Source organism: Pseudomonas sp. SID14000, assembly GCF_002165135.1.
Classification (GTDB): domain Bacteria; phylum Pseudomonadota; class Gammaproteobacteria; order Pseudomonadales; family Pseudomonadaceae; genus Aquipseudomonas.
In genome coordinates, this window is record NZ_NFZQ01000004.1 from 12007 (window position 1) to 32434 (window position 20428).

Genomic DNA, 20428 nt, shown 5'->3' on the forward strand with positions numbered 1-20428 from the left:
CAAGCACTACATACAAGCTAAGCTGCAGGTTCGGGCGCTTTTTCGATGGCCTCAGCACCATGCCTCTACATCGTCGCTCTAGCGATCCATACCACCTGGCCAGAATTGGTCTTGAAGAGGATGAACCAATGGCGACAATAGAGACGCAAGCGCTTGCACAAGGACTCTTGCAAGTAGAAAACAGCTGGCAAAAATATTTGACTTCTCAAAAAAAAGCTGAGGGCCTGAGCGGACACGCGCTTAAGGCAGCCCTGAGAGCAAGTGCGCAAAACTATAAAAGATTTCAGAATCACAGCCAGCAATTTTATGCCGAGGTTCGCAAACGGGTGACTGATGCGGAGAAACTGGAATACGATATGAAGCTTTACCCTCACCATTACACTTGAGGAGATTATCTAGTACTTGCCACGCCAGATTTAACTATCAAATCATTATAAATGCCCAGCTTATAGCCGGGCATTTCTTTGAGGCATGAGTCAGCCGAATCTCGGTGTTGCTTGCGTGCCTTAAACCTTGGCGGTGCGCTCGCTCGGCCATGAGTTCTTCGGTTTCATTGTCGATGTACCGCTCATACCAGTTGGGATCTGCTCAATATTGCCCCCATCACGAATGAATACTTCAATTTGCTCACTCAAGCGTTGATGGGCCCGCTGCGTTTCTGGGGAGAAGGTCGGGTGCATAATTGTTACCTCGGTTAGGGCCAAGAAAAAGACCCGAAGCTCACTATACACGATTCCCGTCGCCCGCTGCCGAGATCATTGGCGTGTCGCCCCCTTTCAACAAGCTTTAAATCGCCCTCTCCGCCATGGGATGAAAGCGGCCTTGCAGGAGGTACTCTGCTGCATGTGCTCGTGGGGTTATCGCACAAATGTTTGCAACGCTCCAACGCACCTCAACTCAGTACGGAGCCAAGTCTGGTGCTAGGCGCCATACCTTCCTCCGAAGGGATCCGGACAAAAATGCAGTATTTACCACCCTCCATAGATTCAAAAGCCACCAGTTTTTCCACCAGCGCGGCGCTCAAAATCTTACCGGCATTAAGCAGCAACATGCCGTTGTCGGCATTCAGGTTGCGCGCGAGCACCATTCCCGGTACCAAGTCGCGAGTGGCGCAGACCTGGACGTCAGGATCCACCAGGGTGAGATCGCTGTGGAGCGACGCGCAGACTTCAACGAAATCTTCCAGTAGCGCCGGTTCATACAGCCGGCCGGCGTATTTGCGCAGGTAGAGCAAGGCCTCATCACTGTTCATCTGTCGTTCAAGAATCAAACCCCGTTGCAGCTCAACGAAGTCCACGGCCAGCTTGAGCAAGCGGGCGCCGAACGGGATAGCTTCGCCCTTAAGTCGGTCGGGGAAACCGCTGCCGTCCCAGTGTTCTTGGTGGTGCAGGATCAGACGCGCGGCATCCTTCATAGGCTCAAGGGTCATGAGCAGTGTTTCACTTTGGCGAGGATAGTCGCGGTAGCGCTCGCGGTCGCTGTGCATCAGCAGGTCCGAAGGGGCAGCGATCATGCTGTCCGGCCAACTCAACTTGCCGATGTTGTACAGCGCCGCAGCCATGGCCAGATCGCGACTTGTCGCCTCGTCCAGGGCGTGCACCCTACAGTAGCAACGTACCAGTTCGATGATCTGCCGGTTGGTCTGCTTGGCTGGAGGCAGCCGCAGGTTAGCCAACATTGAGAACACTTCGGTCCCGGTAACATAGCTGTGTTTCAGTTCTTCATAGGCTAAGTCGAGCATGTCGGCGGTCTGCTGTAGCTCAGCAGTACGTGCCGCAACTCGTTTCTCCAGGTTGGTATTGAGCAGTCTCAACTGGGCGTTCTGCCGACGTGTCAGCAGCTCCAGGCGTTGGCGCTCACGTTCGGAATGCTGGTGCTCCAAGGCCTGGCGCAAGGTCAGCAACATCTCGTCGTCGTTCCAGGGCTTGCTGATGTAACGATGGATGCGACCGTCGTTAACAGCCTTGATGATCGCGCCTGGGTCAGCATAGCCGGTCAGCATGATCCTGACGGTCGACGGGTATCGCTGATGGATCTGCGCCAACAAGGTGGCGCCATCCATACCCGGCATGCGCGCATCGCTCATCACCAGGTCCACCGGGCCCTCTTCCATCAGCGCCAGAGCCTGTTCGCCGCTGGTCGCCAGCAACACGTCATAGGGTTGGCCACGCAATAGCCGGCGCAGACTGTTGAGGATCGGCTCCTCGTCGTCTACCAGCAACACGGTTGGCCGACAGGGTGGGGTCAGGGTCGATTGCGCTTCCATGGCAGGCCTCACGCGGTCGATCGATGGTGGCACTCGTGTTCAACGAACGCCTGTTCAAAGGCTAGATCATTTTTCTGCGATAGGTGCCGGGGGCAAGACGGGGCTGGTGACAGGCGAAAAATCCGGAAGGCATCTAACCTGATGGCATGGCACCACCCAACTGCGTATCCGTCAGCCAAGGGACAAAGGATTCTCCCGGATGTTCGCGCACAATACCTGTTGCTTTACTTCTGTTCGTCGCTTTGAGCGCTTGCGACGTTACCTGAGCCCGCTGGTGCTACTCATGCTGTGCTCGAACGCCGGAGCCGAGCCTCTGGATGAACCGCTCAAACCGCTGCCACCTATTCCGGTTCTGGCGCCTGGGCGCGTCGAGCTGGGCCGCCTGTTGTTCAACGATCCACGGCTGTCGCTCAACGGCACCCTGTCCTGTACCAGCTGTCACCGTCTGGACAAGTACGGGGCCGATGACCGGGCGTTTTCCGTTGGGGTCGATGGCCAGCCGCTGCAGCTCAATACTCCAACGGTATTCAATGCCAGCCTCAATTTCCGACAGTTCTGGAATGGCCGGGTCGAGTCACTCGAGGAGCAGGGGAATGCCGTGATCACCAGCACTCACGAGATGGGTGGAGACTGGGGCGTGATCGAGCAGCGCATTGCCGGAGACGAGCGTTACCGTCAGGCGTTTAAGGACGCCTACCCGGATGCTGTGACCAAGGACAATATCCTGACCGCGTTGGCCGATTACCAAAGGACGCTTCTTACCCCAGGCGCGCGCTTCGATCGTTACCTGCAGGGCGATACCGAGGCTCTCACCCTTGAGGAAAAATACGGCTACCAGCGCTTCAAGGACTATGGCTGCATCGCCTGCCACCAAGGAGTAAATATTGGGGGCAACATGTTCCAGAAATTTGGCGTGTTCGGCGACTACATCGCTGACCGTGGTAACCCCACCGAGGCAGACCAAGGCCGCTTCAACGTGACCGGAGAGGAAGCCGACCGGGGGGTGTTCAAAGTGCCGAGCCTGCGCAACGTGGCGATGACCGCTCCCTATTTCCACGATGGCTCGGCGCCTACGCTTGAACGTGCGATTGACGTGATGTTTCAGTATCAGCTTGGGCGAATCCCAACCGACGAGGACCGCAGGCTCATCATACTGTTCCTCAAAACACTCACTGCTGAAAACGTGGTTCAGCCATGAGGGTAATTTCTCGGCGCATAAGCCTGATTCTATTCAGCGGGATGGTCCTTGTACTGTCGTCCATGCTGCTGTACCTGTACCTGAATTCCGGGTCAGAGCAGACCCAGGCCTACAACGAATCCAGGGATCTTATTCGTCAGCTCAAGCAACAGGATGCTGTATGGGAAAATGAAGTGCTCAAGGCCCGGGTAGCCATCTCCCATAATTACGATCCACTTGTGAACCCGCTCAAGGAAATGAAGCAGCTATGGGCACGCTTCGACAAGCGGGAAGCCGAACAAGGCCGCGACAACTCAGACCAGTGGCGTGATGCCCATGACGGTTTTCTCTCTGCGCTTGGGGAAAAGGCTCGGCTTGTGGAGCAATTCAAATCGCACAATGCCGTGCTGCGAAACTCGTTGGCCTTTCTACCCGCAGCCGAGGACGGTATTCAGGCCCAGCTAAACAAAATGCCGCCCCCGAATCGGCAGGAAGTACAGGCATTCGTCACGGACACTTATGATCTCTTGCTAAGTGCCCTGGAGTTCGCACAGGTTACCTCTGCGGACAAGGCGGCAGAGATAGAGGTGGGGTTAGGCGCCTTAGCTGTTAACGTGGAGAACCTGCCCAAGGAGTTTCAGACGCCCCTCAATCTGTTGAGCAATCACGTGGCATTGATCCTGCGCGAGCAACCGATCGTCAACCGCCTTCTCGAGCACATCGAGGCGATTCCCGTCGCCGAACGCCTGGATGCTATCACCAACCTCCTGGACAGGAATCAACAACAGGTTGAAAAGATCGACCGTAAATACCATCTCTACACCTTGTGGCTATCCGGCCTGCTGATGTTTTCGGTCATCTGCCTGGCTGCGCTACTGGTGCGGAGCTTCGCCGAGGTAAGACGGGTCAACAACGCGTTGCAGGCCTCCAATGACGTCCTGGAACAGCGGGTCGAGGATCGCACCCTGGAACTCAGAAACGCTCAGAGCGAACTGTTCAACGCTGCCCGCCAAGCTGGTATGGCGGAGATCGCCACCAATGTGTTGCACAACGTGGGCAACGTGCTCAACAGCGTGAACACATCCTCTGATCTCATCGCTCGAACTTTGCGCAGTAGCAAAACCCAGGGCCTGGGCAAGGCCATGCAACTGTTCCGCGAGCATGCCGGTGACATCGGTCGTTTTCTCGACGAAGACCCCAAAGGCCGGTTGCTTCCCGGCTACCTCAACCAGTTGACCGAGGCGATCACCAACGAGCAGCAGGAGATCGTGATCGAGCTGGAGCGGATGAACAAGAGCATCGACCACATCAAGGAAGTGGTGGCCACCCAGCAGTCCTATGCCGGGGCCAAAAGTGTGCCAGAGCCGCTGTCGGTCAACGACCTGGTCGAAGACGCGCTGCGCATGAACGCAGGAGCGCTGGTCCGGCACCAGGTAACGGTGGTGCGCGACTTTGCCGAACTGCCTCTGGTGATGGGCGACCGGCATCGGCTGCTGCTGATTCTGATCAACCTTATCAGCAACGCCAAGTACGCCATGTCCGGCCCCGGCAGCGATCAGCGGACGATGATCCTCAGGACCTGCATCATTGATGGGGTCCTTCTGGAAATTAGCGTGCTGGACGAAGGCGAAGGCATTGCTCCCGAAAACCTGCAGAAGATCTTTGCCCACGGCTTCACCACTCGCAAGGACGGGCATGGCTTCGGCTTGCACAGCTGCGCCCTGGCCGCCATCGAGATGAATGGTCACCTCACCGCACACAGCGATGGTCCTGGCCTGGGTGCTCTCTTTACCCTGCGGATCCCGCTAATCGCGGTGACGGAGCCTGCATGAGTGACCTGACCAATCGTCGGATCCTGCTGATCGATGACATGCCGACTATCCACGAGGATTTTCGCAAGATCCTTTCCCCGTCCAGGTCGCAGACCACTGAGCTGGACGAGATGGAGGGGCTGTTATTTGGCGAGCAGGTCAAGCACGAACGACCGGTATTCGAACTCGACTCAGCCTATGGCGGTGAGGAGGGACTCAGCCTGCTGAAGCAGGCACTGCAAAACCGCAAGCCCTACGCGTTGGCCTTCGTCGACATGCGAATGCCAGGCGGATGGGATGGAGCCCAAACCATCGAGCACCTGTGGGAAGAGGACCCGCTGTTGCAGGTAGTCGTGTGCACCGCCTACTCGGACTACTCCTGGGACGAGTTGCTCGACCGGCTGCAGGCGCACGACCGACTGCTGATCCTGAAAAAACCGTTCGACAACATCGAAGTCCAGCAAATGGCCAGCGCCTTGCTGACCAAGTGGGAAATGACCCAACGAGCCTTGCTGAAAATGCACCAGCTCGAACAACGGGTAGAACAGCGTACCCAGCAACTGACCCAGGCCGGTGAAGCGCTGCAGCGCGAGATAGACGAGCGCAAGCAGCTGGAAAGCCAGCTGGTGCAATCGGAGAAGCTCGCCTCGTTGGGGCAGATGGCCGCTGGCGTCGCGCACGAGATCAACAACCCGATCGGATTCGTGTCCTCCAATCTGGGCACTCTGGAAAGGTACTTCCAGCAACTGGTTGCGACGCTCGACGCCTATCGCCAGGCCGCACTGATGCTCGGCCCAAGCGAAATCGCTGCGCCCTTGCAAAGACTTGGCGAGCAGACCGACCTGGAATTCCTCATGGAAGACATCCCCATCCTGATCAAGGAATCCAAGGACGGAATCGGTCGAGTGGCGCAGATCGTCAAAGACCTCAAAGACTTCTCGCGCGTAGACAACAATCAGCAGTGGCAATTGGCTAATCTGGAACAGGGCATTGACTCCACTCTGAACATCGTCGCGAGTGAGCTGAAATACAAAGCAGACGTGGTAAAGCGGTACCAGCCGTTGCCCGAGATCGAATGCCTGCCGTCGCAGATCAACCAGGTGATCATGAACCTGGTGGTTAATGCCGCCCAAGCCATAGGCCCCGAGCGAGGCACCATCACCTTGGGCACTGCTCATCAAGGCGCCTGGGTGTGCATCGAAGTTACAGATACGGGCGCGGGGATAGCACCGGAGAACGTTAAGAAAATCTTTGATCCTTTTTTCACCACCAAACCCGTCGGTCAAGGTACCGGGTTAGGCCTGTCCCTTTCATACGGCATTGTAAAGAAACACGGTGGAGAGATAACCGTTTCAAGCCAGGTCGGCGTCGGAACAACGTTTCGCGTACAACTGCCGGTACGGCAGAACGCAGAGCTGTGATAGCGATTGATGTGCCCAATTTAGGCACAAGTCGGTCGCAAATCGAGCCCTGCGTTTGGCTGTGCTTATGGGGCGAGCTGATCGCCTGGCATCCAGCCCCACATTGTCGAGCCTTCCCACGGCGACTCACTCGTTCCGGCACCACCACGACTGCACACACAACAAGCCGTCGATCTCCTCGACACCGTTGATGTTGATGCCAAGTTGGGCCGTGCCGTTCACCTCGACGTCGTGCAGTTGTGTGAACCACTGTGTTTTTTGCGTGCCAGGCATGCTCAACAGGGGGCCTCCTTGGTGGCGAGGGCTCGCGCATGAGACACTAACTACTGTTTTTGTGAACTGCTGGTGTTGCCAAAGAGTCAGAGGAGCCCGGACGTGCTTTCTTCCCCTGAGGCAGAGTTTTCAGCAGGCTAGATCTGAATATTAATGGAACACCGAGTGATTTCTCAGAAGAAACCTAGATTAAACCTACGCATCGTGCTTATCGCATTTGTGCTGTTCAGTGCCGCTGCCACTCTTGCCCACACATTCTGGGTAATGTTCCAGACCCAAGAGCAAGAACTTATTGAGAGCGCACTGGAAAGCAACCGTACTTACGCCACACGAATAGCTACCGCTGTAGAGGGGGTATTGAGTTCTGATCTTGACCGCCTTAAATATGGCTCTGCCGTGGTTTCAAGAAACTTCCATGACCGGCATCTGCTGGCTGTCGAGGCTAGACGGTTGCTTGAGCAAGACAACAGCTTCAACTCAGTACTTGTTTCAGACGCTACCGGTACCATCGTCGCATCTGCACCAGAGCGGTTGCAGCTAAACGGCCAATCTCTGCAAAGCCGTGAACCGCTAGAGCGGCGCGAGCCAATGATCAGTAATGCGTTTCACTCAATCTCTGGCAATTTAGTGGTGTTCGTATCCCAACCGATCTTCGATACCAATGGGCAGTATCTCGGGCTAGTAGGGGGTACTCTAAGGTTGGAGCAGCAGAATACGCTTCGAGTGCTGATGGATTTGAACCGTCGGGAAAATGGGGCCTATGTCTATCTCGTGGACAGCCAGCGGCGTGTACTCTACCACCCTGACTCTCAGCAAATCGGCAGACTAATTGGCCGTGATCGGATTGTAGATGCTGCACTGAGTCAGGCCAATGGATCACTCGAGGCAGTCGACCGGGATGGAAATGAAATGCTTGCTGGTTACGCGGGTATACCCAGCAGCCATTGGGGTATTGTCTCGCAACAGCCAATGGCTGTTGTTCAGGGTACTTTAAGCGTTACTGCCCTAAAGGTGGCTAAAGGGATCGTGCCATTGGGTCTTCTGGGTTTGCTAATAATATGGTGGTCTGGGTCGAAAATCTCCGAACCGTTATCCCGATTGGCGGACAGCGCCAAACGCCTGGACGCACCAGAAAGCTATGAGCGCATCAGCGCCATTCCTGGGGACTACCTGGAAAGTTGGCAGTTACGTCGGGCACTTTTGCTTAGCGTCAGCCTATTGCAGGAAAAAATCGGCAGACTCAACCGTCAGGCTCAAAGTGATCCACTCACCGGACTAGCAAACCGTCGAGCAATGCAAGATACACTCGCACCCTGGCAGGAGTCGAAGAAGACCATTGCGGTGATTTCTGTAGACATTGATCATTTCAAGCAGGTGAACGATACCTTTGGCCACGATGTCGGTGACGAGACGCTCAAAGCTGTTGCGGAACTGATGAAACAGAACTCTAGGCCTACCGATCTGCTTTGCCGCGTAGGGGGTGAAGAGTTCGTTTTGCTGATTCCCAACAGTTCAATCTCTGCGGCGGTAGACATCGCGGAGCGATTACGCCTCTCGATCGCGTCTACTGCCTTGGAGGCTGTTGGTCACATTACTGTTTCGCTGGGGGTCGCGCTCTGGCGATCCGGCAGCTCGATGGACGATGCATTCCATAGGGCAGATCAACTCCTCTACCGTGCCAAACAACAAGGCCGTAACCAAGTTGTGGCAGAGCAAGAATCAAGGCCCCTCGAGCTAGTGTCCTGACAGGTGCTTCTCCAGAGTGAGCTACGCACGATGTGTCAGTCAGCCCATTTGTGCTCCAGCCGAGCAAAGGTGGGCTGTGGATCAACGAGCCAAGTGTTACAATCCGCCACTTCAAATCGGCGCTCAAGGCGCTGAACATCCGTGAACGCCGTCAGTACGACACCCGCCACACCTACGCCACCATGTGCCTGATGTCTGGGATGAACCCCACGTTCATCGCCAGCCAGCTTGGTCACAGCGTTGAGATGTTGCTTTCTACCTACGCGAAATGGATCAGCTCCTCCTCGGACTGGAGGGAGCTGGAGAAGCTGCCGCCCCCGAGTCGAATTGGCCCAGAATTGGCCCAAAACTGACGAGAGGGCCTAAATACACCTCTGGAACCCCCGCAGGACAAGCACTTGATTTCTACCGCCAACATCACCATGCAGTTTCCTAGGGGTGTCTGGCGGTGCTAAGGGGTTGAGTTTATTCGGCAAAACACCCCTCCTGCCCCCCCTCATTTCCCCGTCAGTGGTATCAAAATTGGTATCACCTGGTAGCCGCCGTTGGCTGTCCGCTTTCGACCCATAGCGGACATTGACCAGGGCTCTCTAGCCTGTTCCGGCCTAATCGCCCGATAGCTGGCTCCGAACCGAGGTGCGCCAGCTTCCTGGTCTATGCCACACCGGTGAGAGCTGCGCTCTTAAATCATGAGGCCAGTTCAAACGGCCACCTTCTCGGATAGCTGTCCGCTTCACGTTCTGATGAGGCTAGCCACTATTTTCGATGTCGACTCAGATCCAGATGTCATTCAGCGCAGTTCGCTCCCCGCCTTCATGACCGGTATTCAACACGCCTCGCGGCTCAATCATCATAAGTTTTGTTTCCGTTTGTGCCGCTGTTCTGTGCTCTACACCACGTGGCACGACATACAGTTCACCCGGCTTCACATGAACGCAGCCCTCGGGGAGGTCGATACGCAAGAGACCTTCAAGCACTAGAAAAGCTTCATCAGTTTCCGGGTGTGAATGCCAGATAAATTCACCTTCGATGCGTACCACCTTGAATTGGTAGTCGTTCATTTCCGCGACGACCCTTGGACTCCATTGCTGCTCGATTAGAGAAGCTTTCTGAGTCAGATTCACAGGTTGTGGTACCAATTGCTGATGCATGCTGGACATAGCTGATCCTCTCTAAGTTGGAGTGGCCAGCCTATCGAATGGAAAGCGCGCTGTTCTTGTACGATCCTGCAACTCAGCGAACAGTGCGTAAGCGTTCCAGCCAACGCATAGGCGGCACGCCGTAGGTGCGCGTGAAGTGCCGGGTCATGTGGCTCTGATCATGAAAGCCTGCTGCGAGGGCGGCATCGACCAGTGTGAAGCCATCCAGAATCAGTCTGCGGAAAGAGTCCAGGCGCCTTAGCGTGACAAAACGGTATGGGCTGGTGCCGTAGAGGGCCCGAAAGTCTCGCGATAAGCTCCATTGCTCACGCCCACTCGCCTGTTCCAGCATCTCCAGCGTGATGCCCTCTTGAAGGTGCTCCATGATGAACTCCCTGGCACGCTCGGCAGAGCGGTAATCCAGACGTTTGCGGCCACGTGGCTTGCCGCCGACTGCACGAAGCGCCATTGCCAAGTCATAAACGGCGTCCTGTTCCTCTAGTGTTTCTAGAGGATGATCCAGTGCCTGCACGAAAGCCTCGCTGGCGTGGTACAAGCGCGGGTCGCAGGAGAGCCCGCCAGCAATGAAAGGCAACGGTTCTCCCCCGAGAACGTTCTGTATCAGCGACGGGTCGATGTAGGCCATCCGGTAGCGAAAACCCACATCAGTGCCAGCCATGCCGTCATGCACTTCGTCGGGATGCAATACAAGTGTGTTGCCTGGCACGCCGTGGCACAGCGCTCCCTTGTAGTGAAAGCTCTGAACCCCGGAAAGGGTACGGCCTATCGAATATGTATCGTGACGATGCGGGTCGTAGCCATGGCCCCCAAACCACGCTTCAATGCGCTCCACACTGCCAGGTGTAGTGCTGCGTATGACCCAATCAGAGGTGGATGACGGGTTTGCCTTTCGTTCCATGAATATGCTTGCCGCTAGTGCGCAATCTTAAATGAGGATGCTCCATCCTATTTCAGAATTACGCGAGCACCCAATCCATTTCCGCTCAATGTCGGCTTCGGGTCGAAAGCCGCCAGTCGCGAGTGACTGCAATCGACCCAAAGCAGACCCTCGTCTACGTCTTAAAAGTGGGAGAGCAAACGACTGGCCACCAAAGGAAGGAGTCAAACCGACCGTAGGCAACCGGCTGAAATCGGCCAGAAGCCTGAATCGCCCGTAGTTTCGTAGACACCTAGGGGTGTCCATTCACAGCCTTTTGAACACGTTCGCCGAGGTGTCGTGTAACAGCACAGGACGGTAGATGGGGTGGTTCCCAAGTTCCCTACACAACACCTTTAAGTTACATCTCCAAAAATTTGTGCGCACGATAGTAGTGTTACGTTATTACATCCTATACCATGCGTAGCCGTTTGATGAAATTTCTTCATCAAGATTCAGTCCAGGTCTGACGCGAGCTAGGCCGCTCGCATCGGGCGTCTGCGTAAACAGTGCGGCCTGTGTCGCTTGGTTCAGACAGCACAGGCCAATCAACTCACGGATGGGCAGGTAAGTACCCAGGTCAGGATGGGCAAAAATGCAACGTTTTAGCGTGATAGATGGAGACTTTACGTGAACCCTCGTGCCCCCCTTCTGGCCGGCCTGACCTTAGGCTTGTTCGGCCAGCCGATTTCAGCGGCGGAACCCTTGTTGCTGAACGAAACCTCGATCACCGATGCCTACCTCGAAGAGCGCGTCGACGGGCCGGTGCAAGGCTATCGTGCCAACCGCTCGGCCACGGCGACCCGAACCGATACCGACATTCGCGACACGCCGCAGAGCATCGACGTGGTGCCTGCACAGGTAATCAAGGACCTCAACACCACCCGCATCGACCGCGCCTTGGACTTTGCCGGTGGGGTGTCGCGGCAGAACAACTTCGGCGGCCTGACCTTCCTCAACTACAGCGTGCGCGGTTTCACCACCGGCGAGCTGTACAAGAACGGTTTCGCCATCAACCGCGGCAGCTACAGCGCGCCCGACACCTCCAACATCGAGCGCATCGAAGTGCTCAAAGGCCCTGCTGCCAGTCTCTACGGCCGTGGCGACCCTGGCGGGCTGGTCAACATCGTCACCAAGCGCCCTCAGGCTGAAGCCTTCAGCACCCTTACCCTCAGCGCAGGCAGCTGGGACCGCTACCGCACTGCCCTGGATGCCAACTCGCCGCTGGACAGCGAAGGCAATCTGCTGGGCCGGATCAACCTCGCGGTCGAGGACAACGACAGCTTCCGTGATTATGTCGGCAGCGAACGCCGTATCGTCAGCCCCTCCCTGAGCTGGCAACTGTCGCCCGACACCCGGCTGATGATCGACACCGAGTTTTCCCGCACTGAGTCGGTGTTCGACCGCGGCATTCCGGCGGTCAATGGCGAAATGGGCTCGGTCAAGCGCTCGACCTTCCTTGGCGAGCCGAATGACGGCGAGATCCGCAACGACAATCAGACCCTCGACGTCGCACTGGAACACGTTCTCAACGACAACTGGAAGCTGCGCCTGGCCAACCACTATACCCAGGGGACGCTCAAGGGCAACAGTTCCGAACCCCAGGCCCTGGTCGGCACCACCATCACGCGTTTCTATCGCGAACGCGACTTCGAATGGAACGACAACATCACCCAGGCCGAGCTGCACGGCCAGTTCGAGCTGGGCGGCTGGCAGCATCAGACCTTGGTCGGGCTGGAGTACGAAAACTACCGCAACAGCCAGAAGTACCCACAAAGTGCCACCTCCGCAGGGTATGGGCTGGACATCTACAACCCGGTCTACGGCAAGCCGAAGCCAGCCATCACCCGGCCCAACGACTTCTTCGAGCACACCGAAAGCTACGCACTCAACCTGCAAGACCAGATCGCATTCACCGAGCGCCTTCGCGGGCTGCTGGGCGTGCGTCTGGAGCGGTTCGAGCAGACTTCGCAAAACCGCGCCACTGGCGTCAGCAACAGCCAGGAAAAGGAGGTCGCCACACCGCGCATCGGAGTCCTGTACCAACTGACCCCGCAGGTGGGTGTATTCGCCAACGCCTCCACCTCGTTCAAACCCAATACCATCGGCACTCAGGGCCAGGTGTACAAACCTGAAAAGGGCCTGGGTTACGAGACAGGGGTCAAGCTGGACCTGCTCGACAGCCGCCTGGGCGCGACCATCGCCCTGTTCCACATCGACAAGGAGAACGTCATCACCACCGACGCACTTGGCGAGAGCGTGGCGGCCGGCGAGGCGCGCAGCCAAGGCCTGGACCTGCAGTTCAGCGGCCAGCTCACCGACGCGCTGCGGGTGATCGGTGCCTACGCCTATATCGACGCCGAAGTCACCAAAGGCGACGCGGCCCTGCCCAAGGGCAGCGACTTGCTGGGCATCGCCCGCAACAGCGGCAGCCTGATGGGCGTGTATGAATTCCAGGAGGGCGCCCTGCGCGGCTCGGATGTGGGCGCAGCGGTGAACTACGTTGGCGAACGCTCAGGCCAGGCCGGCAGCGACTTCACCCTGGACGCCTACAGCACGGTCGACCTTCTGGCGCACTACAAGGCCAGCGAACAAGTCACCGTCGGCCTGAACCTCAACAACCTGTTCGACCGCAAGTATTACGAACGCTCGTACAACAGCTCCTGGGTGCTGCCCGGGGAGCCGCGCAACTTAAGTGTGAGCCTGACCCTGAATCTTTGAGCTGAGGAACCATCATGCATCCATCGTTGAAAGTGGCCGCCTTGGTGGCCATGGTGATCAGCGCCAACGCCAGTGCCCACGGCCTGTGGACCGAGCAGCGACGCGGCAACATCGAGGCCGTGTACGGCCACGGTGCCGAGGACAACGCCTATAAGGCGGAGAAGATCAAGCGCGCCTGGGCATTCGACGCAGCCGGGAAGACGGTCCCGGTCACTGTCGAACGCCTGGCGGATCATGCGGTCCTGCAACCGCTCACCCCACCTGCGGCACTTGCCGTGCTGTTGGACAACGGGCCTTGGTCGCAGCGCCCGGACAAGCAATGGGTCAATCAGGACCGCACCCAGGTCAAGGATGCGATCGCCTCCACCCACAGCTTCAAGTACAGCCTGGCCATTTACCAAAGCGGTGCTCGCCTGCCGAAACTGGACATGCTGCGTTTGGCGATCGTCCCGCTCAGTGACCCGCTGCAAGTTGGGCCAGGCAAGACGCTGGAAGTTCAGGTGCTGCTCGATGGCAAACCGGCTGCGAATATACCGCTGCAAGGGGATTACCGAGGCTCGCCTCACCAGGTCAGCGCCACCACCGACAAGCAAGGCAAGGCACACATCACCGTACGCAACGAGGGCCTCAACATCGTCGCGGCGCAGGCCACCCTGCCACTGGCAGAAGGCGGACCGGTAGCCCAGCAGAGTCTGTTCAGTTCGCTGACGTTCCTGGGGGAGCCGCACCACGAGTAACTCTTGCATCGTGCCTCGGCCATGTCGGCCGAGGCACGGCAGACACTTCTCGCCACAAGACCAACGGTCGACCCAGCCGTTAGACGCCGCCTCGGAAAGAGACGATCGGCCTACGTGGCTCTCATCGCTCTTATCAGTTCTTCGGGAGTGCGGGAGCCTTCGCAACAAGGATGTTCATGCGAATTGGATGTACACCTATGAGGAAGGGTACACCCAAGTAAAAATCAAGTTCAGCAAACGGGGCCTGGAGCATGAGCTTGTCCAATTCTCCAAAGACTCGCTCGAGCTCATTATCGATAAATGAATCGCCCTTGGTTTCGCAGACATCTCGAACGGCTGCAAAGGGTCGAAAGCAGCCGTTCGCAGAGACCAATCGAGCCGCCCAACAGGTGCGGCCCAGGCGTAGGTTCTGCTCAACGGTTTTCAAGACCGCGTTATAAACCTTCACTCCATGCTGCCTGCAAGGCAAAATCGATTCCAAAACAACGACGAAACGGCACGGCTACAGGCCGCATACTGCAAGGGTCGCCATTTCAGTTTTGGAATCGATTTTCGCACTCCTTCGGCACTCTGCCGACCACTCCCACACCCTCTCAGATTCGCCAAGCGCCCACAACCTGGCCGACTCGACAATCTCCAGCATCTCGGCTAGGTCTCCGTCACCGACCTCCCGCCGCCGACGCGCAGCATAGGCCATCTCACTGAGCACGGCAGCGCGCCCATCGGGATCCTCGAGCAGGGCCACCTGATCGTCCAGTTCGGACACCCAGGCCTGTGGTAGCCCGCCCATCATTCCTTTCTGCACCACCACGACTGCGCGTACAACACGCCGTCGATCTCTTCGAGCCCGTTTATGTTGATACCGAGCTGAGCCATGCCGTTGACCTTGGCATCGTGCAGCCGGGGGATGATGTCTGGCCCGGGCGAAGGGTTGAAGACCCAGGCCTGAGTCGACACCCTGCCCAGCGGCTCGCTGTGGTGGTCACCGATGTGGATGTCGGCCCTCAGGGGCTGGACCTTCCTGAGCTGATCGGAAGGGATACGGGCCCCCACAGCGCGTACTGTGGCCCGCGCCAACGCGCATAAAAAAGCCGCCAATGTGGGCGGCGTTAAGAGAAGCGGTGCATCAGGGCGTGTAACCCTTGCTCTTGCTGCGATCAGTAGGACCGCCCATGTCCCAAAAGTCCTTCGACTTCTGCTCGTCGATTTTGACCTGCTTCTCTGCCTCTGACTCCAGACACCCACTGAGTAGTCCAGCGCTGACTAAAGCAATGATAGCTAGTGCGAAGGCGCGGATCATGGCTTAAACCCTTGGTCCTGGCTCTCGTCTGGCGGAGTGATTTTCCAAAATTTCTCGCTGGCTTCTTGCTGCTCCTTCGCCTTCTCCTCGGCCTCGGATTCGAAGCAGCCGCTCAACGACAGCGCAGTAACAGCAACGAGCATGGCGCCAATGATGGTGCGTTTCATAAGGATCCTTCCTGTGAAATGGTCGGGCGTTATACCAAAGATCAAATCCTTCCGCAAAAACTGACACCAAGCGCTGCCCGCCAGCGCCTTCCCTATTCAACGATAACGCCTCCCCGGCGAGGGCGGCGCCTGCAATGGAGATCACCATGAGCACATTCGCAGTGTTCGGCATGACCCGTGATGTAGCGCTGGCCGAGGCCAAGAAGCGCGTCAAAACCAGCAAACCCGGCAAGCCTGGCGCCCCCCTGCAGCTCACGCCAGCCCAGTGGAAAGAGGCCGTCGCGAAGTACGCCGACAAACTCATGAGCGGCGAGAAGGTCAAGCAGCTAAGCAACCTGTTCGACGCCCCCCAGTACGCGCATCAGTTCATCGAGCTTGCGCGCAAACAGGGTGACTGTCGGGATCTTCGCATTCGAGCCCGATGCGCACTCACCGATGCCAAGGGCAACGCGGTAATAAATCCGAAAACCAAGATGCCAAGAGTCGGATGGGTTGACTATCCACGCCTGGCGATAAATGCCGCTTGAACGGCGTCAGTCACCGTCGCCGATTCCGTGCCGTCGGAGCAGCTGGTAGATATTGATGTCGACTGGCGTTATCCAGGGCCCCTGTTTCTGCTCGTTCCGCATTGCCAGATAGTCCCGGTTACGCCTGACATGAAGACGGCACTCTCCACTCTTGATCTTGTCAGCGAGTTCCTTCGGCAACCCGAAGAAACCGCACTCCGGACAGTCGATTTCGATGAAAGTTGAGGCTGGCGGTATTTCTTTTGCTGCGCAGCCACATATCAAGCAAGCCATCCTTAGGCCTGCAGTTGATGGTCCATTCCTGATTCTAGTCCAATCTCGAGAGGTATCCCTATGCCCACAGAAAACCGATCCAGCAACACCGACCCACGCGATTTGTTCATCAGGCTCAACCCGCTCGGCCTGAGCGAGGCGGACCTGCGCAAGGACAGCACCGGTTTCGAAGACCAGCGCACCCACGGAGACTACCTGCTGTTCTTGGCCGGCTACCGCGAAACGCACCCAGCCCCACAGCCCCACCCCGAGCCAATAGCCTGGATGGTTGGTACTGCCATCTGGTGGACCAAAGAAGAGGCAGAGAGGGATTCGGTGGTCATGGGCCTGCCTGTAGTTGGCCTGGGGCCGATGCCGGTCGTAGCGCCTGCCGAGCAGCACCAGGGCGAGCCGGTGGCGTGCATTGATGCCGAACCTTTCTTCGGCTTGCTGGAAGCATTGCGCGGAAAGATCGGATACGCGATTCAGTTCCCTGTGAACTGTGATGCTTTTAAGGATGGCATTTCCAAAGTTTGGGCAACCATCGAGTCTCTGGAAAAATGCATCTCCATACCAGTGTCAGCATCCGCGGCGTCGAGATGGGCTACGGATTCAGGCCCTCTTCAAACTGGGAGCACGGCGGTCAACTGATCGACAAGCACAGCGGCACCGCTCAGCACATTCCCGGGCTGCCTGCCGATCTGTGTTACGCCGGTGGGCCGGCCGGAGCCGGGGTCTGGTGCTACGGACCCACGGCCCTAATCGCCTTCTGCCGGGGCCTCGTGAACCACAAGCTCGGCGACTCCATCCAGGTGCCAAAGGAGCTGATGCCATGATCCCGGAAAGGAGGCGTGGAGACCATTCCATGGAAACCGAAAGCACCGGTGACATCGACAAGGTCACCGAACAACGCATGGCCGACCTACTCGGCTGCACCAAACTCTCTCTTGAGCACCGCCGCCTGCGAGGCATCATTCCTGAAGGCGTCTGGATGAAGCATGGCGGCCGCATCATTTACAGCAAAAGGAGATACGACGAATGGCTGGAAAGCCAATGGATCTACCCAGAGGGGTCGAGATCTTCCGCAACTCCCTCCGCATTCGTTTCACATGGGACGGTGTCCGTCGATGCGAAACGCTCCCCTATCCCCCGACACAGAAAGGCATCAAAGCTGCATCCAGCCTTCGCGATCAGGTAACAAGCCTCACCAAGCTCGGCCTCCTTGACCAGGACAAGTACGCCGAGCTGTTCCCCAGCTCACAGGCCGCGGTCGGCGGTAAGCCGACCTTCGGTGAGTACGCTCAACTCTGGCTGGATAGCCGCGAAATCACCCAGGGAACGCACAACAACTACAAAAGCGCCCTGAACCTGTACTGGGTGCCGCGCCTGGCCATGGTCCGTATCGACCTGATCACTACCACCCTGCTCCGCCGCGTCATCACAGAAACCGAATGGACCTCGGCAAACGTGAAGCGCAATGCAATCACCAGGTTGTCGACGATCCTGGCTGCGGCAACCCGAGAAGGCCTGCTGACCAAGAACCCCGCCGAGGTGATTGAATTGCCGAAGCGGTCGCGTAAGGAGATCGACCCGTTCCCCCTAGCCGAAGCCAACACCATCATCGACAAGCTCTACGAACACAAGCATTGGCCGAGCCTCATCTATGCCGCGCTGTTCGAGTTCATGTTCTTCACCGGCCTCCGCTTGTCGGAGGCCTTGGCAGTACGCTGGGATGTGATCGATATGGAAAAGAGGACGGTGCACGCAAAGAGGACCGTCGCCTTGGGCGAGGTGGAGGAAAGGACAAAAACAGGGAGGGATCGCTTCGTGCTGCTGAATGACCGGGCCTTGCGCGCGATCCAGTTCGCCCGGGAATACGCAGACCGCCGCAGGCATGGGAAGGGAGCGGTGACCGAAACGCCGTTCCTGTTCCCGCCGTCGAAGAACGCCGAGCACGTGAAACAGACCTCCGATCTGCACAAACAGTGGGTGCCGGTGCTGAATGAGCTGGGCATTCGGCGTCGTCCCCCATATAACTGCCGGCACACCTATGCGACAATATGCTTAATGTCCGGCCTCAACCCCGCATTTATCGCCCAACAGCTGGGTCACAGCGTCCAAATGCTGCTGTCGACGTATGCCCGTTGGCTCAACTCAAGCTCCGACTGGAGCGAGCTGGAAAAACTCAAAACTGGTATCAAATCGGTATCAGCTTGAAAGCCAGCTCTGTAAGTGACTGATAGGTAAGCCCTTTGATCTCCACCGCCAACATCACCATGCAGTTCGGCTCCAAGCCGCTGTTCGAAAACGTTTCCGTCAAATTCAACAACGGCAACCGCTACGGCCTGATCGGCGCCAACGGTTGCGGTAAGTCGACCTTCATGAAGATCCTCGGTGGTGACCTGGAGCCGTCCGGCGGCCAAGTCATGCTCGAACCGAACACTCGCCTGGGCAAACTGCGCCAGGATCAGTTTGCCTACGAGGAATTCACCGTTATCGACACGGTGATCATGGGCCACGGCCAACTGTGGAAGGTCAAGGCCGAGCGCGATCGTATCTACTCGCTGCCGGAAATGACCGAGGAAGACGGCATGGCCGTCGCCGAGCTGGAAACCGAATTCGCCGAGATGGACGGCTACACCGCCGAATCCCGCGCCGGTGAATTGCTGCTGGGTCTGGGTATTCCGCTGGAACAGCACTTCGGCCCGATGAGCGAAGTGGCACCAGGCTGGAAGCTGCGTGTGCTGCTGGCCCAGGCGCTGTTCTCGGACCCGGACGTGCTGCTGCTCGACGAGCCGACCAACCACCTGGACATCAACACCATCCGCTGGCTGGAAACCATCCTCACCGCGCGTAACAGCACCATGGTGATCATTTCCCACGACCGACACTTCCTCAACAGTGTCTGCACCCACATGGCCGACCTGGACTACGGCGAGCTGCGCGTGTTCCCGGGCAACTACGACGAGTACATGACCGCTGCCACCCAGGCGCGCGAGCAGCTGCTGTCGGACAACGCCAAGAAGAAAGCCCAGATCGCCGAACTGCAGACCTTCGTCAGCCGCTTCTCGGCCAACGCCTCCAAGGCCAAGCAGGCCACCTCGCGAGCCAAGCAGATCGACAAGATCCAGCTGGCCGAGGTCAAGCCGTCGAGCCGGGTAAGCCCGTTCATCCGCTTTGAACAGACCAAGAAACTGCACCGCCAGGCCGTCACCGTCGAGAATATGGCCAAGGCCTTCGACGACAAGGTGCTGTTCAAGGACCTGGGCTTCACCATCGAGGCTGGCGAACGCGTTGCGATCATCGGCCCCAACGGTATCGGCAAGACCACCCTGCTGCGTACCTTGGTCGGTGAAATGACCCCGGACAAGGGTGAAGTGAAGTGGACCGACAGCGCCGAAGTGGGCTATTACGCCCAGGACCACGCCCACGACTTCGAAGACGACATGACCCTGTTCGACTGGATGGGCCAGTGGACCTCCGGCGAGCAGGTAATCCGCGGCACCCTCGGGCGCATGCTGTTCTCCAACGACGAGATCCTCAAGTCGGTGAAGGTGATTTCCGGTGGTGAGCAAGGCCGCATGCTGTTCGGCAAGCTGATCCTGCAGAAGCCGAACGTGCTGGTGATGGACGAGCCGACCAACCACCTGGACATGGAATCGATCGAGGCGCTGAACCTGGCGCTGGAAAACTACCCGGGCACCCTGCTGTTCGTCAGCCACGACCGTGAGTTCGTGTCGTCGCTGGCCACGCGCATCATCGAGCTGTCGGCTGATGGCGTGGTGGACTTCAGCGGTACCTACGACGATTACCTGCGTAGCCAGGGTGTGCTGGTCTGATTGAAAAGGGCCCGACCATTTGCACTGGCCGGGCTGCCCTATTCGCGGGTAAACCCGCTCCCACAGGGACTGCGTAGCATTTGAGGCCTATGCAAACCCTGTGGGATCACGGATA

Annotated in this window: 19 protein-coding genes and 2 pseudogenes; 13 read left to right on the plus strand and 8 right to left on the minus strand. The window is 57.8% G+C overall.

Annotated elements, in window-relative coordinates; all coding sequences use genetic code 11:
• The first annotated feature begins 59 nt into the window (after positions 1–59).
• Positions 60–386 carry a hypothetical protein gene (locus tag CAY82_RS06930; protein WP_256576231.1) on the plus strand — a complete coding sequence of 109 codons (327 nt, stop codon included), beginning with the start codon at positions 60–62 and terminating at the stop codon, positions 384–386.
• Between the two features lie 120 nt (positions 387–506).
• Here the strand turns inward: CAY82_RS06930 and CAY82_RS26650 are convergent, their stop codons facing one another.
• Together CAY82_RS26650 and CAY82_RS06940 are read right to left on the minus strand one after the other, a co-directional pair.
• Positions 507–680, minus strand: coding sequence for a hypothetical protein (locus tag CAY82_RS26650; protein WP_170931043.1), 174 nt, complete (start codon positions 678–680; stop codon positions 507–509).
• A 212-nt stretch (positions 681–892) separates the two neighbouring features.
• Positions 893–2266: an HD domain-containing phosphohydrolase gene (locus CAY82_RS06940; protein WP_087500554.1), complete on the minus strand. Its 1374-nt coding sequence runs from the start codon at positions 2264–2266 to the stop codon at positions 893–895.
• A 199-nt stretch (positions 2267–2465) separates the two neighbouring features.
• Here CAY82_RS06940 and CAY82_RS06945 point away from each other — a divergent pair, with 199 nt between their 5' ends.
• The 3 genes from CAY82_RS06945 to CAY82_RS06955 are packed head-to-tail and all read left to right on the plus strand — an operon-like array spanning position 2466 to position 6675.
• Complete coding sequence (locus CAY82_RS06945) at positions 2466–3464, plus strand: cytochrome-c peroxidase (RefSeq protein ID WP_087500555.1); 999 nt, start codon at positions 2466–2468, stop codon at positions 3462–3464.
• The gene (locus CAY82_RS06950) at positions 3461–5275 is read left to right on the plus strand and encodes a DAHL domain-containing protein (RefSeq protein WP_087500556.1); all 1815 of its coding nucleotides are present in this window, start codon (positions 3461–3463) and stop codon (positions 5273–5275) included. The genes CAY82_RS06945 and CAY82_RS06950 overlap by 4 nt, the downstream gene beginning before the upstream one ends.
• Complete coding sequence (locus CAY82_RS06955) at positions 5272–6675, plus strand: ATP-binding protein (protein ID WP_087500557.1); 1404 nt, start codon at positions 5272–5274, stop codon at positions 6673–6675. Before CAY82_RS06950 ends, CAY82_RS06955 begins: the two co-directional genes overlap by 4 nt.
• Positions 6676–6801: 126 nt before the next feature.
• Here CAY82_RS06955 and CAY82_RS26655 read toward each other — a convergent pair whose 3' ends face one another.
• Entirely contained in the window at positions 6802–6954 is a 153-nt protein-coding gene (locus CAY82_RS26655; protein ID WP_170931041.1) for a hypothetical protein, read from the minus strand.
• Between the two features lie 159 nt (positions 6955–7113).
• On the opposite strand from CAY82_RS26655, the gene CAY82_RS06960 reads away from it, so the two are divergent.
• Both CAY82_RS06960 and CAY82_RS06965 read left to right on the plus strand, forming a co-directional pair.
• Positions 7114–8694: a sensor domain-containing diguanylate cyclase gene (locus CAY82_RS06960; protein ID WP_087500558.1), complete on the plus strand. Its 1581-nt coding sequence runs from the start codon at positions 7114–7116 to the stop codon at positions 8692–8694.
• Between the two features lie 32 nt (positions 8695–8726).
• Positions 8727–9060, plus strand: a pseudogene (locus CAY82_RS06965) (integrase).
• A 407-nt stretch (positions 9061–9467) separates the two neighbouring features.
• Here CAY82_RS06965 and CAY82_RS06970 read toward each other — a convergent pair.
• On the minus strand, positions 9468–9854 hold the full coding sequence (locus CAY82_RS06970) for a cupin domain-containing protein (protein ID WP_087500559.1): 387 nt from the start codon (positions 9852–9854) through the stop codon (positions 9468–9470).
• Between the two features lie 73 nt (positions 9855–9927).
• Positions 9928–10752 carry an AraC family transcriptional regulator gene (locus CAY82_RS06975; protein ID WP_087500560.1) on the minus strand — a complete coding sequence of 275 codons (825 nt, stop codon included), beginning with the start codon at positions 10750–10752 and terminating at the stop codon, positions 9928–9930.
• A gap of 648 nt (positions 10753–11400) precedes the next feature.
• Between CAY82_RS06975 and CAY82_RS06980 the strand changes: the two genes are divergently transcribed.
• Together CAY82_RS06980 and CAY82_RS06985 are read left to right on the plus strand one after the other, a co-directional pair.
• On the plus strand, positions 11401–13491 hold the full coding sequence (locus CAY82_RS06980) for a TonB-dependent siderophore receptor (RefSeq protein ID WP_087500561.1): 2091 nt from the start codon (positions 11401–11403) through the stop codon (positions 13489–13491).
• A 14-nt stretch (positions 13492–13505) separates the two neighbouring features.
• Entirely contained in the window at positions 13506–14228 is a 723-nt protein-coding gene (locus CAY82_RS06985; RefSeq protein WP_087500562.1) for a DUF4198 domain-containing protein, read from the plus strand.
• 789 nt (positions 14229–15017) lie between these two features.
• Here the strand turns inward: CAY82_RS06985 and CAY82_RS06995 are convergent.
• The 3 genes from CAY82_RS06995 to CAY82_RS26665 form a co-directional block, all read right to left on the minus strand.
• On the minus strand, positions 15018–15281 hold the full coding sequence (locus CAY82_RS06995; protein ID WP_256576233.1) for a hypothetical protein: 264 nt from the start codon (positions 15279–15281) through the stop codon (positions 15018–15020).
• A 73-nt stretch (positions 15282–15354) separates the two neighbouring features.
• Positions 15355–15528: a hypothetical protein gene (locus tag CAY82_RS26660; protein WP_170931044.1), complete on the minus strand. Its 174-nt coding sequence runs from the start codon at positions 15526–15528 to the stop codon at positions 15355–15357.
• Entirely contained in the window at positions 15525–15695 is a 171-nt protein-coding gene (locus CAY82_RS26665; RefSeq protein WP_170931045.1) for a hypothetical protein, read from the minus strand. The genes CAY82_RS26660 and CAY82_RS26665 overlap by 4 nt, the downstream gene beginning before the upstream one ends.
• 146 nt (positions 15696–15841) lie before the next feature.
• Here CAY82_RS26665 and CAY82_RS07000 point away from each other — a divergent pair, with 146 nt between their 5' ends.
• The 5 genes and pseudogenes from CAY82_RS07000 to CAY82_RS07025 all read left to right on the plus strand — a co-directional run bounded on the left by CAY82_RS07000 (position 15842) and on the right by CAY82_RS07025 (position 20313).
• Complete coding sequence (locus CAY82_RS07000; protein ID WP_087500563.1) at positions 15842–16222, plus strand: hypothetical protein; 381 nt, start codon at positions 15842–15844, stop codon at positions 16220–16222.
• A gap of 333 nt (positions 16223–16555) precedes the next feature.
• Positions 16556–17125: a hypothetical protein gene (locus tag CAY82_RS07010; RefSeq protein ID WP_087500565.1), complete on the plus strand. Its 570-nt coding sequence runs from the start codon at positions 16556–16558 to the stop codon at positions 17123–17125.
• A gap of 95 nt (positions 17126–17220) precedes the next feature.
• A pseudogene (locus CAY82_RS27005) lies at positions 17221–17310 on the plus strand (DUF2591 domain-containing protein); the annotation flags it as partial.
• A gap of 202 nt (positions 17311–17512) precedes the next feature.
• The gene (locus CAY82_RS07020) at positions 17513–18691 is read left to right on the plus strand and encodes a tyrosine-type recombinase/integrase (RefSeq protein ID WP_087500566.1); all 1179 of its coding nucleotides are present in this window, start codon (positions 17513–17515) and stop codon (positions 18689–18691) included.
• 35 nt (positions 18692–18726) lie between these two features.
• Complete coding sequence (locus CAY82_RS07025) at positions 18727–20313, plus strand: ABC-F family ATPase (RefSeq protein ID WP_087500567.1); 1587 nt, start codon at positions 18727–18729, stop codon at positions 20311–20313.
• The last annotated feature ends 115 nt before the right edge of the window (positions 20314–20428 follow it).

Excerpts from the sequence above, each read along its gene's own strand:
- CAY82_RS26660 (WP_170931044.1), bottom strand. The coding sequence starts at position 15,528 with ATGATCCGCGCCTTCGCACTAGCTATCATTGCTTTAGTCAGCGCTGGA.
- CAY82_RS07010 (WP_087500565.1), top strand. The coding sequence starts at position 16,556 with ATGCCCACAGAAAACCGATCCAGCAACACCGACCCACGCGATTTGTTC.
- CAY82_RS06955 (WP_087500557.1), top strand. The coding sequence starts at position 5,272 with ATGAGTGACCTGACCAATCGTCGGATCCTGCTGATCGATGACATGCCG.
- CAY82_RS06950 (WP_087500556.1), top strand. The coding sequence starts at position 3,461 with ATGAGGGTAATTTCTCGGCGCATAAGCCTGATTCTATTCAGCGGGATG.
- CAY82_RS07000 (WP_087500563.1), top strand. The coding sequence starts at position 15,842 with ATGAGCACATTCGCAGTGTTCGGCATGACCCGTGATGTAGCGCTGGCC.
- CAY82_RS07020 (WP_087500566.1), top strand. The coding sequence starts at position 17,513 with ATGGCTGGAAAGCCAATGGATCTACCCAGAGGGGTCGAGATCTTCCGC.
- CAY82_RS06985 (WP_087500562.1), top strand. The coding sequence starts at position 13,506 with ATGCATCCATCGTTGAAAGTGGCCGCCTTGGTGGCCATGGTGATCAGC.
- CAY82_RS26650 (WP_170931043.1), bottom strand. The coding sequence starts at position 680 with ATGCACCCGACCTTCTCCCCAGAAACGCAGCGGGCCCATCAACGCTTG.
- CAY82_RS06945 (WP_087500555.1), top strand. The coding sequence starts at position 2,466 with ATGTTCGCGCACAATACCTGTTGCTTTACTTCTGTTCGTCGCTTTGAG.
- CAY82_RS06975 (WP_087500560.1), bottom strand. The coding sequence starts at position 10,752 with ATGGAACGAAAGGCAAACCCGTCATCCACCTCTGATTGGGTCATACGC.
- CAY82_RS06930 (WP_256576231.1), top strand. The coding sequence starts at position 60 with ATGCCTCTACATCGTCGCTCTAGCGATCCATACCACCTGGCCAGAATT.
- CAY82_RS06940 (WP_087500554.1), bottom strand. The coding sequence starts at position 2,266 with ATGGAAGCGCAATCGACCCTGACCCCACCCTGTCGGCCAACCGTGTTG.
- CAY82_RS26665 (WP_170931045.1), bottom strand. The coding sequence starts at position 15,695 with ATGAAACGCACCATCATTGGCGCCATGCTCGTTGCTGTTACTGCGCTG.
- CAY82_RS06970 (WP_087500559.1), bottom strand. The coding sequence starts at position 9,854 with ATGTCCAGCATGCATCAGCAATTGGTACCACAACCTGTGAATCTGACT.